This is a genomic window from Geopsychrobacter electrodiphilus DSM 16401 (genome assembly GCF_000384395.1).
GTDB classification, from domain to species: Bacteria; Desulfobacterota; Desulfuromonadia; order Desulfuromonadales; family Geopsychrobacteraceae; genus Geopsychrobacter; species Geopsychrobacter electrodiphilus.
Map to the genome: position 1 here is coordinate 3,625,147 of NZ_ARWE01000001.1, position 14,960 is coordinate 3,640,106.

The following is a 14,960-nucleotide window of genomic DNA, read 5'->3' on the forward strand; positions in this document are numbered from 1 at the left end:
CGATGAAATTCACCGATATTTTCATCCGCCGGCCGGTTCTGGCGCTGGTGATCAGCCTGTTGATCATCATCTCCGGGCTGCAGGCCATCCGCTCCCTGAACGTCCGTCAGTACCCGCGCAGTGACAACGCCGTCGTCACCGTCACCACCGTCTACGTCGGCGCCAACGCCGAACTGGTGCGCGGATTTATCACCACACCCCTGGAGCGGGTCATCGCCGCCGCCGACGGCATCGACTACATCGAATCCCAAAGCGCGCCGGGACGCTCCACCATCAGTGCCCGACTGAAACTCAACTACGACCCGATCAAGGCGCTGTCCGAGATCAGCTCCAAGGTCGACCAGGTGCGCGGGGATCTCCCGCCCGAAGCCGAAGTCCCGATCATCAATGTGGAATCAGCCGACAGCAAGTTCGCTTCGGCCTATCTGAGCTTTACCTCGAATATCCTCAAACAGAACCAGATCACCGATTACCTGGTGCGCGTCGTCCAACCCCGCCTGTCGGCCCTGGAGGGTGTCCAGCGCGCAGATATTCTCGGCGCGCGCACCTTCGCCATGCGCATCTGGCTCAACCCCGAGCGCATGGCGGCCTTCAATATCAGCCCGGCCCAGGTGGTCCAGGCCTTGACCTCGAATAATTATCTGGCCTCGGTGGGAAGCACCAAGGGCTCGCTGATTCAGGTCAACCTGACCGCCAACACCGACCTGCGCTCGGTCGAGGAGTTCAAACGCCTGATTGTACGCGAAGAACATGGCGGCATCGTACGCCTTGAAGATATCAGTAAGATTGTCCTCGGCGCCGAAAACTATGACACCGAAGTGCGCTTTTCCGGCCAGACCGCTGTCTTCATGGGGATCTGGCCGCTGCCCAACGCCAACTCTCTCGACGTCATCAAACGGGTCCGGGCCGAGATGGAAGCGATCTCCAGCCAACTGCCCGCAGGCTTAAAAGGGCGCATCGCCTACGACGGCACCGCCTATATCAACAATGCCATTCATGAGGTGGTCAAGACCCTGAGCGAGACCTTGTTGATCGTGGTGATCATCATCTTCCTCTTTTTAGGCTCAATGCGCGCGGCGATTATCCCGGTGATCGCCATCCCCCTCTCCCTGATCGGCGCCGTATTCCTGATGCAGGCCTTCGGCTTCACCATCAACCTGCTGACCCTGCTGGCGATCGTGCTCTCCGTCGGTCTGGTGGTCGACGACGCCATCGTCGTTGTCGAGAACGTCGAGCGCCACATGGGAGAAGGAAAATCGCCGATGCAGGCGGCCATTCTGGGCGCACGTGAACTGGTCAGTCCGCTGATCGCCATGACAATTACCCTGGCGGCGGTCTATGCACCGATCGGTTTACAGGGGGGACTGACCGGCTCGCTGTTCCGCGAGTTTGCCTTCACCCTGGCCGGGGCCGTGACCATCTCCGGCATTGTCGCCGTCACCCTGTCGCCGATGATGTCCTCGCAACTCCTGAAAGCAGGGATGAATGAACATGGCTTCGCCGGAGTCATGGACCGTAGCTTCAAAAGGTTGCGGGCCTTTTACGGACGCTTACTGAACGGCAGTCTGAATGCCCGACCGGCGGTGTACCTGGTATGGCTGGTAGTGACACTGCTGACCATCCCGATGTTCACCATGTCGGCCAGAGAGCTGGCTCCGAGCGAGGATCAGGGGGTCATCTTCGGTATTCTGGACGCGTCCGCCAACTCCACCCTGGACCAGACCAGTCACTATGCGGCCGCGGTCAGCAAAGCGTTCCTGAGCGTCCCGGAAACCCAATTTGTCTTTCAGGTCACCATGCCCTCTTCCGGATTTGCCGGGATGGTGGTCAAGCCCTGGCAGGAGCGTAAGCGCAATATTTTTCAGATTATGCCCGAGGTCCAGCAGAAGCTCCACGCCATCCCCGGCATCCGCATGTTTCCGGTCACCCCGCCGGCGCTTCCCGGCGGGGGGTCGTTTCCGGTCGAATTCATTCTGGCCTCAACCGCCGAGCCCGAGCAGATCCTGAAATTCGCCAACCAGATTCAGCAAGCCGCAGCCAAAAGCGGCATGTTCGCCTTTCCGCCGCTCATCGACGTCAAGATCGATCAACCACAATCCGAGATCGTCATCGATCGCGAGAAAGTGGCGGATATGGGCCTTAATCTGCGCCAGGTGGGGTCTGAGATGGCGACAATGATGGGGGGGAATTTTGTCAACCGCTTCAACATCGCCGGTCGCAGCTACAAGGTCATCCCCCAGGTCCAGCGGATCGACCGCCTGAACCCGGAGCAGCTCGGCGACATCTACATCAGCGGACCCAACGGCCAGCTGATTCCCTTAAGCAGCATCGCGACCATCAAGAACAGCACCGTACCGCGCTCATTAAATCGCTTTCAGCAGCTCAACGCTGTCAAAATCAGCGGCGTGGCGATGCGTCCCCTGGACGAGGCGCTGCGTTTTCTGGAAAGAGAAGCCGGCAAAATTCTGCCCCAGGGCTATGTGCTGGATTACACCGGCGAGTCGCGCCAGCTGCGAACCGAAGGGAACAAATTCCTGCAGGCCTTCGCGTTGGCTGTCATCCTGATTTTCCTGGTCCTGGCCGCCCAGTTCAACAGTTTCCGCGATCCCTTCGTGATTCTGGCCGGCTCGGTGCCGCTGGCGATGTTCGGGGCAATGATTTTCACTTTTCTCAAGATGCCCAATCCCAACGTCCCCTTCTGGACTCAGGGCTGGACCACGACCATGAATATTTACTCCCAGGTGGGGTTGGTCACTCTGGTCGGGCTGGTCGCTAAAAACGGCATTCTGATCGTGGAGTTCGCCAACAAGCTGCAACTGAAGGGACACAGCAAACGGGAAGCCGTGCATGAGGCTGCCATGACCCGCCTGCGTCCGATCCTGATGACCACCGGGGCGACCATCGCCGGTCACTTCCCCCTGATTCTGGTCACCGGTGCCGGGGCTGCGGCACGAAACTCCATCGGTCTGGTCCTGGTCGGAGGAATGGCGGTCGGGACCCTGTTTACCCTGTTTATTATTCCGTCGATTTACATGCTGGTGGCCAAGGACCACAGCCAAGACCAACGTCAAGAGGACGCGATTACCACCGGTTAAAATATCCTGACCGTAATCTTTTCTGCCTGCCTTAAGGCAAACGATTTCTCGACGAAAAGGTCCTGATACCATGGCACCACCCGTTCAAAAAACTTTCTCTCTCCATCGCCTGCTCCCCCTGATGGTGCTGGTTCTTTTTATTGCGGCGCTCTGGGTGTTGCATGGCGTCCTGAGACAGTTTCACTATCACCAGGTGGTGGTGCAACTCAGGGCGATCCCGGCCTCACAGGTACTGGCGGCGCTGGGCCTGACGATTCTGAGCTACCTGATCATGACGGCCTACGATCAGCTGGCGGTTCACTACATCCGCCATCCTCTGCCGAAGGGCAAGGTCGCGCTGGCCTCCTTTGTCAGCTACGCCTTCAGTAACACCATCGGCCTTTCCCTGCTGACAGCCGGATCGATCCGCTATCGTCTTTATTCGGCCTGGGGCCTCTCTACAGAGGAGATCGCACGACTGGTCACCTTTACGGTGCTGACCTTCTGGCTGGGCATCGTCACCGTCGGCGGCATCACCTTTGTAACCGAACCCCTGGCGTTACCGGTACTTGAACACCTGTCGATCCATTCAGCGCGACCACTCGGGCTCCTCTTCTGTGGTCTGGTGGTCGGCTACCTGCTCGTCATCTTCATGCGCAATAGCCCTTTCCGTTTCCGCAACTGGGAGCTCCCGCTACCGACGTTGCGCCTCGCCGGAGCACAGGTTCTGATCGGCGCACTCGACTGGGCGCTGGCCGGCAGCGTCCTTTTTGTCCTGCTCCCGACCCATGCGAAACTCTCGTTTCCACAGTTCCTCGCGATCTTCCTGCTCGCTCAGGTCGTGGCCCTGATCAGTCATGTGCCGGGCGGTCTGGGGGTTTTCGAATCGATGGTTCTGCTCTCTGCCCCCGAGATCCCGGCCGATGTCCTGCTCGGCGCGATGCTGATCTACCGCGCCATCTACTATCTGTTGCCCCTGATGCTGGCCGCGCTGCTGCTCGGGGGGAATGAACTACTGCAACGCAAACGATTGATCAAGCAGGCGGCACAGCTGGCGGGTCGCTGGGGGGGCGTCATCATCCCGCAGCTGCTGGCCGCAACAACCCTGGTCAGCGGCGCGGTGCTGCTCTTCTCCGCTGCCACGCCAGCACTCCCCGAGCGCCTGCACTGGCTGCAGGATTTTCTGCCGCTGCCGGTGATTGAGCTGTCACACTTTCTCGGCAGCCTGGTCGGAGTCGGGCTGCTCCTGCTGGCGCGCGGGCTGCAGCGTCGCCTCGATGCCGCGTATCTGTTGGCGGCCGTTCTGCTTGTGGCCGGCAGCGCATTTTCGCTGCTCAAAGGAGCTGACTACGAAGAAGCCCTGCTGCTCGCCCTGATGCTGCTGGCCCTGCTCCCCTGCCGGCGTTATTTTTACCGTCACGCCTCGCTGCTCAGTGAGCCGTTTAGTTTCGGCTGGAGCATCACCATCCTGCTGGTGCTGGTCTGTTCATTCTGGCTGGGCCTTTTCGCCTATAAGTATGTTGCATTTTCGAACGAGCTCTGGTGGCATTTTGCGCTGCGCGGGGATGCTCCGCGCTTTCTGCGCGCCACCGTTGGCGCAACCGCGCTGTTACTGGTTTTTGGGCTGACCAAGCTTTTGCACCCCTCGCCACAGGACCCTGACCTGCCTGGCTCCTCTGAATTAGACGCAGCGAAGCCGATTCTGGCCCGCTCTCCGGTCACCATGCCAAATCTGGCCCTGCTCGGCGACAAGGCATTGCTCTTCGATGACCAACGGAACGGCTTTGTCATGTATGGCGTTGAACGGCACTCCTGGATCGCGTTGGGGGATCCGGTCGGACCACCCGAGATCACTCAGGATCTGGCCTGGAAGTATCGCGAGCTGGTTGAGCGCCACGGCGGACAGACGGTGTTTTATGAAGTCGGAACCGCCATGCTGCATGTCTACCTGGATATGGGGTTGACACTCTTCAAGCTCGGCGAAGTCGCGCGCGTCCCCCTGGCAGAATTTTCCCTCGAAGGCGCAACGCGCAAAGGGTTACGCTACACCTACAACCGCCTCAATCGCGACGGCTGCAGCTTTGAAGTTCAGCCGGCCTCGGCGCTCCCCGAACTGATGCCGGAACTGCGGCGGGTTTCGGATGCCTGGCTCCGCGAAAAAAGCACCCGGGAAAAGGGCTTTTCCCTGGGCTGTTTTGATGAGGACTATCTGCTGAATTTCCCTGTCGCCCTGATCAGACAAGAGGGAGAGATCGTCGCCTTCGCCAATCTCTGGTGCAGTGGCAACCTTCAGGAGCTCTCCATCGATCTGATGCGCTTCTGCAGCGACGCCAAAAGCGGCGTCATGGAATTCCTGCTTATCAATTTGATCCTCTGGGGGAAGGAACAGGGCTACGCGTCTTTCGATCTCGGCATGGCGCCCCTCTCCGGACTCAAAAATCGTCCATTCGCCCCCCTGTGGAACCGGATCGGCGCGGTCATCTTTAATCAGGGCGAGCACTTTTACAACTTTGAGGGGCTGCGTGAGTACAAACAGAAATTCGATCCGATCTGGGAACCGCGCTACCTAGCTGGTCCGGGGGGGCTGTCTCTGCCGCGCATCCTGCTCAATATCGCGGCCCTGATCAGTGGCGGGATTAAAGGGGTTATCGCCAAATGACCTGGAGTATCTGGCCGCAACCCACAGGAAGTTAAATGCGCCTGTTTCTAAAATTTGATGAGATACGCGACGCGCTTTTTACCTATTTGGAGAGACGCTCAAAAACAACCCTCTTCAGCTGGAGCCTCGGGCTGACAGCGCTGACCGGAACCCTCGATTATTTCACCGGCGGTTATTCTTTCATCCTCTTTTACCTCATCCCCATATTCCTTGGGTCCTGGTTCATCAACCGGACCGCCGGGACTCTGATTTGTATCGTCAGCTTTGGCTCCAGTCTTCTCGTCAATCCCCTGCGTTATGTGCTTCATCATTACACTCACCCCTCGTTTTATTACTGGGATATCTCCCTGGAATTTATCTATCTTTTGCTGTTAAGTCTGATGTTCTCCACCCTGAGAGCACAATTCAACACCGAACGTGAAATGTCCCGCATCGACCATCTGACCAGGGCCCTGAATCGACGCGGGCTGCTCGAACTGGTGACCTATGAAATGGCGCAATGCTCGCGGCATAACCGCGAACTCAGCATGGCTTTTCTCGACCTGGATAACTTTAAAACGATTAATGATCAGCGCGGTCACGCTGAGGGGGACAGGGTCCTGTGTGCCGTCGTCTCTACACTGCGGAAAACTCTGCGGCAGGCCGATACAATTGCGCGGGTCGGGGGGGATGAGTTTGTCGTGATGCTGCCTCAAACAGACGCCGAAGCCGCCGGAGAACTCCTCCGCAAGGTGCAGAAACAACTCTTGATATCGATGGAAAACCAGGATTGGCCGGTGACCTTCAGCATTGGCCTCATCACCTATGTGACCCCTCAGGGCACGGCAGAAGAGCTGATTGCACGGGTGGACCAACTCATGTATTCCATCAAAAACCGGAACAAAAATGGCCTCTTGCATCGGGTTGTGCCCTGATATACAGAGGCTCTGATATACTTCCACGGGGACAATACTATGCATGCCGTGGCATCATCCGCAATTGAGGCATCAACAGATGGAGATTCATGATCGACCTGTTCCCTGGCTGCTCTTCGGTGCTGAACTGCTGGGTACGGCGCTTCTGGTTACGGTTGGATTATCCCTCGTGATCCTGGCCTTCGGTCAGGGCAGCCCGCTGATCCAGCTGATCCCGAGTTCTGGAGTGCGCCGCCTGCTCACCGGGTTTCTGTTCGGCACCACCGGTGCCCTGATTGCGCTCTCGCCCCTCGGCAAGGAAAGTGGCGCGCATATCAACCCGGTCGTGACCCTGGCGTTCTGGCTGACAGGCAAGCTGAAGGGGTGCTACGTGCCGGGGTATATCATCGCCCAACTCGCAGGGGCGTTGTTGGGATCCCTCCCCCTCTTGACCTGGGGCGCGATGGGGCGCAGCATAGACTTTGGCGCGACTCTGCCTGGCGCTAACTACAGCACCGAAGCCGCCCTATCGGGGGAAGTTATCACGACCTTTTGCCTGATCACCGGACTGTTCTTTTTTCTACGCAATGAGAAATTGCGTCCCTTCACCCCGGCGCTCTTCCCCTTCCTTTATGCCCTGATGGTCTTCATCGAGGCGCCAGTCTCCGGTACCAGCACCAATCCTGCTCGCAGTTTCGGTCCAGCGCTCATCTCCGGCAATTGGCAGTCCTGGTGGATCTATTGGGTCGGTCCCTTACTGGGGATGTTGCTGGGCCTCGCCGCTCTTCACTTCAGCGGGCTGGGGTGGTTCAAGATCGAGGTCGCCAAGCTCTATCACTTTGGTCATGATCGCTACGGTGTTTTTCACCGACAGGGTGAACCCAGGCAACAAGCGACGAAAGGAACCCCATGAATATCAGACTTGATGGCAAACGCGCCCTGGTCACCGGCGGCAATTCCGGCATCGGCGCGTCGATCGCCCTGGCCCTCGCCGAAGCCGGCGCGCAGGTCGCGATCAACTATGTTACTCACCCGGAAACCGCCCAAGAGATGGTCGCACAAATTGAGACCGCAGGCGGCAAAGCGCTGGCGCTTGAGGCCGATGTCGCCGATCCCGCTGCCATCGCGGCGCTTTTTGCTAAGCTTGATTCCGCCTGGGGCGGGATCGATATCCTGGTCAACAACGCCGGAATCGACGGCGGCCGGGCCCTCAGCTGGGAGACCGAGCTCGCAGCCTGGCGCAAGGTGATCGACGTCAACCTGCTGGGCGCCTTCTACTGCGCACGCGAAGCCTTGCAGCGCATGGTCACGCAAAAAAACGGGGTGGTCGTCAATCTCAGCTCGGTGCATGAAGAGATCGCCTGGTCCGGTTACAGCGCCTATGCCGCGAGCAAGGCGGCGGTCAGCATGCTGACCAAGACCCTGGCGCAAGAAGCCGCACCTTTTGGGGTACGCGTACTCTCCATCGCGCCCGGGGCGATCAAGACGCCGATCAACCGCTCCGTCTGGAGTGATCCACAGAGTCTGAAGGATCTGGTTGAAAAAATTCCGCTGGCCCGCATCGGCGAACCGGCGGAGATCGCCAATATGGTGGTGGTGCTGGCCTCTGAGGTGGCCTCATACATCACCGGGCGCACAATCTTTGTCGATGGCGGCATGACCGATTATCCCGATTTCGCCCATGGTGGCTGAGCGGGATCAATGCACCAAAGAAAGGCAAACCATGGAAGCTTCAACACATAACGCACCCGGCTGGCCGGGCATTCCAGCACGCTGGACCTCCAGCGCCAAATCCGGTGTCGGGGCCTCCTTCGGCACCCACAGCCGGGTCTGGTTCACCTTAAGTCACGGCATCTTTAATGAAATCTATTATCCGCGCATTGATCAGGCCTGTGCGCGTGATATGGGCTTGATCATCACCGCCGGCAACGACTTTCTTGCCGAGGAGAAACGTGACACCCAGAGTCGCGTTCACTGGCTGAGCGAGGGAGTCCCGGCCTTCGGTCTGGTGAATACCTGCCATCAAGGCCGCTTCCGCATCGAAAAGCAGATCCTGACCGATCCACGGCGCGACGCAGTGCTGCAACAGACCCGCTTTAGCGCCACCCAGGGCCAGCTCGCCGATTATCGCCTGCATGTGCTGCTCGCACCCCATCTGGGCAATCAGGGGGCCGGCAATACCGCCTGGATCGGCGACTACAAGGGCGTCCCCATGTTGTTCGCCGAACGGGACGGCCTGGCCCTGGCGCTGGCCTGCTCTGCTCCCTGGGGCAAACGTTCGGCCGGGTTCGTCGGTTTTTCGGACGGCTGGCAGGACCTGCTGGCCAACCACCAGCTGACCTGGGACTACACGCGCGCCGAAAACGGTAACGTGGCCTTGGCCGCCGAGATCGACCTGACGGCGGGTCAAGGCGAATTTCTGCTGGCGCTGGGCTTTGGCCGCAATAGCGCCGAAGCCGGTAACCGTGCCCGCGCGGCACTGCAGGATGGCTTTCCGTCCGCCCAAAAGGGCTACTCCGACGAGTGGCGCATTTGGCAAAAACAGCTGCTCCCGCTGGATGCAGAACACCAGGAGGGGCAGCAGAATTTCTACCGAGTCAGCACTGCCGTGGTCCGCAGTCATGAATCCCTCAATTTCCCCGGCGGGCTCATCGCCAGCCTCTCGATCCCCTGGGGTTTCGACAAGGGCGACAACGATCTGGGCGGCTATCACCTCGCCTGGCCGCGCGATCTGGTTGAATCGGCGGGCGGCCTGCTGGCGGCCGGCGGCAAACAGGAGGTGCGCCGCGTGCTCGGTTTTCTGCAGGCCACGCAAGAGGCGGATGGCCACTGGGCGCAGAACATGTGGCTCGATGGTTCCCCCTACTGGCACGGGGTGCAAATGGACGAGACCGCCTTGCCAGTGTTGCTGGTCGATCTGGCGCGGCGGGAAAAGGCCCTGACCAAGGCCGATCTGACCCGTTTCTGGCCGATGGTGCTTGCCGCAGCGACCTATCTGGTACGCAACGGACCGGTCAGTCAGCAGGACCGCTGGGAGGAAGACCCCGGCTATTCCCCCTTCACCGTCGCAGCCGAGATCGCCGCGCTCCTGGCGGCTGCCGAACTGGCCGACCTGCAGCAGGAATCAGGTATCGCGAACTATCTGTGTGAGACCGCAGACAGCTGGTACACCGCCATTGATCGCTGGATGTATGTCAGCGGGACCGACTGGTGCCAGAAATATCAAGTTGCCGGCTATTACGTACGCATCGCGCCGGTCGAGGACGATGACGGCCTGACCCGTTTTCAGACCAGCATCCCGGTCAAAAACGTCGCGCCCGAACAGGCCGCAAGCCCCGCCTGCCATCTGGTCAGCCCCGACGCCCTGGCGCTGGTCCGTTTTGGTCTGCGCGCAGCCGATGACCCGCGCATCCTCGACACGCTCAAGGTAGTGGATGCCTTGCTCAAGACCGAGACCTCGCAGGGTCCGGTCTGGCATCGCTACAATGGCGACGGCTACGGCGAGCACGCCGACGGTAGCCCCTTTGACGGCACCGGCATCGGCCGCGCCTGGCCCTTACTGACCGGCGAACGCGCCCACTTCGAGTTGGCGGCGGGACGAGTCGCCGAAGCAAAACGCCTGCGAGGCACTCTGGAATCCTTCGCCGGAGCTGAAGGTTTGCTTCCTGAACAGATCTGGGACGCAGCGGATATTCCCGAACGTGAGCTGTTTTTCGGCCGCCCCTCCGGGTCGGCGATGCCGCTGGTCTGGGCCCACGCCGAACACCTGAAGCTGCTCCGTTCCCTGCATGACGGACGGGTCTTCGACCTGCCCCCGCAAACGGTGCAACGTTACCTGGTGGATAAAACCGAATCCCCCTGCATGTTCTGGCGCTTCAACCATAAAATCCGCTCGCTGGCAGCGGGAAAAAGTCTGCGCATCGAGACACTCTTCCCTTCGGTGATTCACTGGAGTGATGACAGCTGGCAAAGCAGGCAGGATTGTCCGACCCTTGACACAGGTCTCGGGGTGCATTTCGTCGATCTTCCGCAGGCCGCGCTCAAGAGCGGGACGACCCTGGTTTTCACCTTCTACTGGTCGGAAGCGAACCGCTGGGAGGGAAGTGATTTTTCGCTGAACGTCGAGTGACTTTCCTATACGTCCTGGCTTCGGCAAGGCCGGCCAGTATCAGTAAGTAAGGAGAAAGAATGAATCTTCTGCAAATTTTTATGGGTGCCACACTCCTGCTGGCGGGACGACGCCTGTTCTGGTTGGCGGTGGGAATTATGGGGTTTCTGTTCGGCTTCAACTGGATGAGCTACCACCTGATGAGTTGGCCCGCCTGGAGTGCCTGGCTCATTGCAGCCGGCCTCGGCCTTCTCTGCGCGCTCGGCGCGATTTTTCTGCAGCGGGTCTCCTTTGGTATCATGGGCTTTCTGGCCGGCGGTTATCTGCTAGTAAAACTGCTGCTCGTCCTGGAAGTCCAAAGTGATCCGGCTCCGGTTCTACTCTTTTTACTGGGCGGCGTGATCGGCGCAGTTCTGGCTCTCGTCTCAGTGGACTGGGTGTTGCTGACGCTCACGTCCCTCGTCGGGGCAGCGGTCATAAGCGAAGACATCAGCGTCGGCCCCTGGCTCTCAGGTTTGCTATTTCTCGGTCTGACTCTGATTGGAATCGCGGTCCAATCGGCCAGCTTAAGAAATAAAGATGAGCGTATTCCCGCTCCTTCACGCCACAGGTAAGCGAGAGTTTGCCACCATGAAGAAAGTTTCACCATGAATGCAAAAAATTGCACAATCGGGGTCGATCTGGGAGGCACAAAAATCAAGGTGGCCCTGGTGACCGAATCGGGCAGCATCCTGAACAAACTCAAAGTAGCTACCCCCGCCCAGGACGGTCCGACAGCTGTCATACGAAAAATCGTCACCGCGGTCCACGATCTTTTGCAAGAAGAAGGGATCTCCCCCCACTGTCTCGGGATCGGAGTCGCCGGACAGATCGATAGCGCTGGCAAAACCGTGCGTTTTGCCCCCAACCTGAATTGGCATGAGGTCCCGCTCCAGGCCGAACTGCAGAGAGAGCTTAAGCTGCCGGTCGCCCTGCTGAACGATGTGCGCGCGGCGACCTGGGGTGAATGGTTGTTCGGTGCCGGCAAAGGCTGCGCTGATATGGTCTGTCTGTTCGTCGGCACCGGCATCGGCGGCAGCGTTGTCAGCGGCGGCCGTATGCTTGACGGCAGCAGCAACAGCGCCGGCGAACTCGGCCACATGACAGTTGATCTGCACGGTCCCCTCTGCAACTGCGGCAATCGCGGCTGCCTCGAAGCTTTGGCTGGCGGCTGGGCCATCGCCCGGAGCGCCAGGGAGGCGGTGACCGCCGATCCCACTGGTGGAGCGCTGCTAAAAAAAATGGCGGAAGGTTCGGTGGCGGCAATCACAGCGGCACTCGTCGCCCGGGCCGCCCAATCCGGCGACCCACTGGCCGGCCAGATCGTTGCCAGGGTGAGCGAAGCCCTGATCAGTGGCATGGTTGGTCTGATCAACGCCTTCAACCCGGAACGGCTGGTGCTGGGCGGTGGCGTAATTGAGGGGCTGCCGAAGCTGGTTGGCGAGGTTGAGCGAGGGGTGAAGGGGAAAGCCCTGCAGGCCGCCCTCGCACAACTTCAGGTGCTCCCGGCTTTACTTCACAATGACGCCGGGGTGATTGGCGCGGCAGCCTTCGCCATGCAGCGCTGCGGCACAAATAAAAACCCGGGATGACTCTGTCCCCAACAAACTGGAGTGAACGCATGCACCTCGGCATCGCCGCCGACCACGGCGGGTTCGAACTCAAACACAGGTTGATCGATGAGCTGCAGAACCAGGGGCATACCCTGATCGATTTTGGTGCTGCGAACCTCGATCCGACTGACGACTACCCCGACTTCGTCATCCCCCTGGCCAGAGCGGTGGCCGCAGGAACCATAGAGCGCGGCATCGCCATCTGTGGCAGCGGTGTCGGAGCCTCGGTGGTCGCCAACAAGGTCGACGGGGTGCGCGCCGCCCTGGTCCATGACTCCTTCAGCGCCCACCAGGGGGTCGAGGACGACGCGCTGAACCTGATGTGTCTCGGTGCACGGGTTATCGGTCCTTCCCTGGCCATAGAACTTGCGGGCATATTTCTGCAGGCCCGTTTCTCTAAAGCCGAACGGCACCAGCGCCGCCTGTCCAAGGTCGCGCGCCTGGAAGAGGACAATTAAAATCGCACGATAAGGAGCAATCCATGTCCAAAGTCTCCAGCATAACCACCCTGTTCCTCGATATCGGCGGGGTGCTGTTAAACAACGGCTGGGATCGCCAGATGCGCAGACTGGCGGCCCAACATTTTGATCTCGATTACGAGGAGCTGAACGAACGCCATCACCTGATCTTCGACAGCTATGAAAAGGGACAGCTGAGTCTTGAAGCTTATCTTGAACGCATCGTTTTCTACCGGCAACGCAGCTTCTCCCCCGAAGAGTTCAGGGCCTTCATGTACGCCCAGTCGCAGGCCTGCCCTGAAATGATTGAACTGATTCGTCGACTCAAAGCGCGTTACCAGCTGAAGATTGTCGCCGTCAGCAACGAGGGGCGCGAACTCAACGCCCACCGCATAGAGAACTTTGGCCTGACCGCGGTCATCGATTTTTTCGTCTCCTCCTGCTACGTGCATCTGCGCAAGCCCGACCCGGAGATCTTCCGCATGGCCATCGACATGGCTCAGGTTAATCCAGGTCAGGTCATCTACATCGATGATCGGGAAATGTTTATCGACGTGGCCCAGAGCCTTGAAATCCGCGGAATTCTTCACCGTGACGTCAAAACCACCGGCGCAGAACTGGCCAGGCTCGGCCTGACCCTGAACTGAACTGAAAGAGACTGAACCTAAGGCATAAGGAGACAACAGAATGACCACAAAAATTGCCGAAATCGGCATGATCGGATTGGGTGTCATGGGCCGCAACCTGTTACTGAACATGGCCGATCACGGCTTTGTCGTGGCCGGTTATGACCGGGACGCGGACAAAGTCGCCGCCCTTGCCACCGAAGGGAGCGGCAAAAAGGTTGCCGCCGAGCAGAACATCAGCGCCTTTCTCAACTGCCTGAAACTGCCGCGCGCCATCATGCTGCTGGTGCCGGCGGGGGCGCCGGTGGATGCCGTCATCGCCGAACTGCTGCCGCAGCTTGACACAGGGGATCTGATCATCGACGGCGGCAACTCGCACTTTATCGATACCGCGCGCCGCACTCAGGAATTGGCAGCGCAGGGGTTCGAGTTCCTCGGGGTCGGCGTCTCCGGCGGCGAAGAAGGCGCCCGAAGGGGGCCAAGCATGATGCCCGGTGGTTCAAAAAAGGCCTATGCGCGGGTCCAGAGGCTTTTCGAAACCGTCGCCGCCAAAGTCGCTGACGAACCATGTGTCACCTGGCTCGGCCCCGGCGCGGCGGGCCACTACGTCAAGATGGTCCACAACGGCATCGAATACGGTCTGATGCAGCTCATCGCCGAAAGCTACGACCTGATGAAGCGCGGCCTTGGACTCAATAACGCCCAGCTGCACGAGATCTACCGAAAATGGAACCAGGGGATTCTCAGCGGCTTTTTGCTCGAGATCACCGCCGACATCTTCGCCCAACCCGACGAACGCACCGGCCGCGACCGCATCGACCTGATTCTGGATGCCGCGCGCCAGAAAGGGACCGGAATGTGGACCAGCCAGGAAGCGATGCAACTTCAGGTGCCGATCCCGGTGATCGATATGGCGGTAATGATGCGCGATCTTTCCGGCGACAAGGCCGAGCGCGATCTGCTTGCAAGCGCGCTGGATTCCTCATCGCGGCCCGCTCCAGAAGGTGCTGAAGGAGATCAGCAAGACCTCATCGATGCACTGGAGAATGCCCTGTTTGCGGCCATGCTGCTGACCTACGTCCAGGGGATGGCCCTGCTGCATAAGGCATCAACAGAGCATGGCTATGATCTGCAACTGGCGGAGGTCGCGAAAATCTGGCGCGGCGGCTGCATTATCCGTGCGGCCCTGCTCGACGACCTGTGGAGCGCCTACAGCAAGCAGCCGCAGCTCGCCCATCTGCTGCTCGACCGACGGCTGACACAAAAGGTCCTCGACCGGCAGCAGGACCTGCGCCGGGTCGTAAGCAGCGCGACAGAACAGGGGATTCCAGTGCCGGCGCTGATGACCTCCCTGGCTTATTTTGACGCCTATCGCAGCGCCCGGCTACCAGCCAACCTGATCCAGGCGCAACGCGACTATTTTGGTGCCCACACCTATGAGCGGATCGACGCCACAGGAACCTTCCACAGTGAATGGCAACGGAGCTGAG

At 59.7% G+C, this 14,960-nt stretch carries 11 protein-coding genes; all 11 read left to right on the plus strand.

Annotated elements, in window-relative coordinates; translation table 11 throughout:
* The first annotated feature begins 2 nt into the window (after positions 1-2).
* On the plus strand, positions 3-3,095 hold the full coding sequence (locus tag D888_RS0117035) for an efflux RND transporter permease subunit (RefSeq protein ID WP_020677785.1): 3,093 nt from the start codon (positions 3-5) through the stop codon (positions 3,093-3,095).
* A gap of 70 nt (positions 3,096-3,165) precedes the next feature.
* Positions 3,166-5,733 carry a bifunctional lysylphosphatidylglycerol flippase/synthetase MprF gene (gene mprF, locus D888_RS0117040; RefSeq protein WP_020677786.1) on the plus strand — a complete coding sequence of 856 codons (2,568 nt, stop codon included), beginning with the start codon at positions 3,166-3,168 and terminating at the stop codon, positions 5,731-5,733.
* Positions 5,734-5,768: 35 nt separating this feature from the next.
* Positions 5,769-6,647, plus strand: a complete 879-nt coding sequence (locus D888_RS22140) for a GGDEF domain-containing protein (RefSeq protein ID WP_020677787.1) — start codon at positions 5,769-5,771, stop codon at positions 6,645-6,647.
* A 43-nt stretch (positions 6,648-6,690) separates the two neighbouring features.
* On the plus strand, positions 6,691-7,539 hold the full coding sequence (locus D888_RS22145; RefSeq protein WP_211215675.1) for an MIP/aquaporin family protein: 849 nt from the start codon (positions 6,691-6,693) through the stop codon (positions 7,537-7,539).
* A complete protein-coding gene (locus D888_RS0117055) occupies positions 7,536-8,318 on the plus strand; it encodes an SDR family oxidoreductase (RefSeq protein ID WP_020677789.1) in 783 nt (260 codons plus the stop codon). Before D888_RS22145 ends, D888_RS0117055 begins: the two co-directional genes overlap by 4 nt.
* 31 nt (positions 8,319-8,349) lie before the next feature.
* Positions 8,350-10,755, plus strand: a complete 2,406-nt coding sequence (locus tag D888_RS0117060; RefSeq protein ID WP_020677790.1) for a glucan 1,4-alpha-glucosidase — start codon at positions 8,350-8,352, stop codon at positions 10,753-10,755.
* Positions 10,756-10,814: 59 nt separating this feature from the next.
* Positions 10,815-11,348, plus strand: coding sequence for a TM7S3/TM198-like domain-containing protein (locus tag D888_RS0117065; RefSeq protein WP_020677791.1), 534 nt, complete (start codon positions 10,815-10,817; stop codon positions 11,346-11,348).
* 33 nt (positions 11,349-11,381) lie between these two features.
* Positions 11,382-12,365: an ROK family protein gene (locus D888_RS0117070; protein ID WP_020677792.1), complete on the plus strand. Its 984-nt coding sequence runs from the start codon at positions 11,382-11,384 to the stop codon at positions 12,363-12,365.
* A gap of 29 nt (positions 12,366-12,394) precedes the next feature.
* On the plus strand, positions 12,395-12,844 hold the full coding sequence (locus D888_RS0117075) for an RpiB/LacA/LacB family sugar-phosphate isomerase (protein WP_020677793.1): 450 nt from the start codon (positions 12,395-12,397) through the stop codon (positions 12,842-12,844).
* Between the two features lie 23 nt (positions 12,845-12,867).
* A complete protein-coding gene (locus D888_RS0117080) occupies positions 12,868-13,491 on the plus strand; it encodes an HAD family hydrolase (protein ID WP_020677794.1) in 624 nt (207 codons plus the stop codon).
* A 40-nt stretch (positions 13,492-13,531) separates the two neighbouring features.
* Positions 13,532-14,959 (plus strand): NADP-dependent phosphogluconate dehydrogenase, encoded by a 1,428-nt coding sequence (gndA, locus tag D888_RS0117085; RefSeq protein ID WP_020677795.1) that lies wholly within the window; start codon positions 13,532-13,534, stop codon positions 14,957-14,959.
* The last annotated feature ends 1 nt before the right edge of the window (position 14,960 follow it).

Coding starts and splice junctions, on each gene's coding strand:
- D888_RS0117035 (WP_020677785.1), top strand. CDS start 3: ATGAAATTCACCGATATTTTCATCCGCCGGCCGGTTCTGGCGCTGGTG.
- mprF (WP_020677786.1), top strand. CDS start 3,166: ATGGCACCACCCGTTCAAAAAACTTTCTCTCTCCATCGCCTGCTCCCC.
- D888_RS22140 (WP_020677787.1), top strand. CDS start 5,769: ATGCGCCTGTTTCTAAAATTTGATGAGATACGCGACGCGCTTTTTACC.
- D888_RS22145 (WP_211215675.1), top strand. CDS start 6,691: ATGCCGTGGCATCATCCGCAATTGAGGCATCAACAGATGGAGATTCAT.
- D888_RS0117055 (WP_020677789.1), top strand. CDS start 7,536: ATGAATATCAGACTTGATGGCAAACGCGCCCTGGTCACCGGCGGCAAT.
- D888_RS0117060 (WP_020677790.1), top strand. CDS start 8,350: ATGGAAGCTTCAACACATAACGCACCCGGCTGGCCGGGCATTCCAGCA.
- D888_RS0117065 (WP_020677791.1), top strand. CDS start 10,815: ATGAATCTTCTGCAAATTTTTATGGGTGCCACACTCCTGCTGGCGGGA.
- D888_RS0117070 (WP_020677792.1), top strand. CDS start 11,382: ATGAATGCAAAAAATTGCACAATCGGGGTCGATCTGGGAGGCACAAAA.
- D888_RS0117075 (WP_020677793.1), top strand. CDS start 12,395: ATGCACCTCGGCATCGCCGCCGACCACGGCGGGTTCGAACTCAAACAC.
- D888_RS0117080 (WP_020677794.1), top strand. CDS start 12,868: ATGTCCAAAGTCTCCAGCATAACCACCCTGTTCCTCGATATCGGCGGG.
- gndA (WP_020677795.1), top strand. CDS start 13,532: ATGACCACAAAAATTGCCGAAATCGGCATGATCGGATTGGGTGTCATG.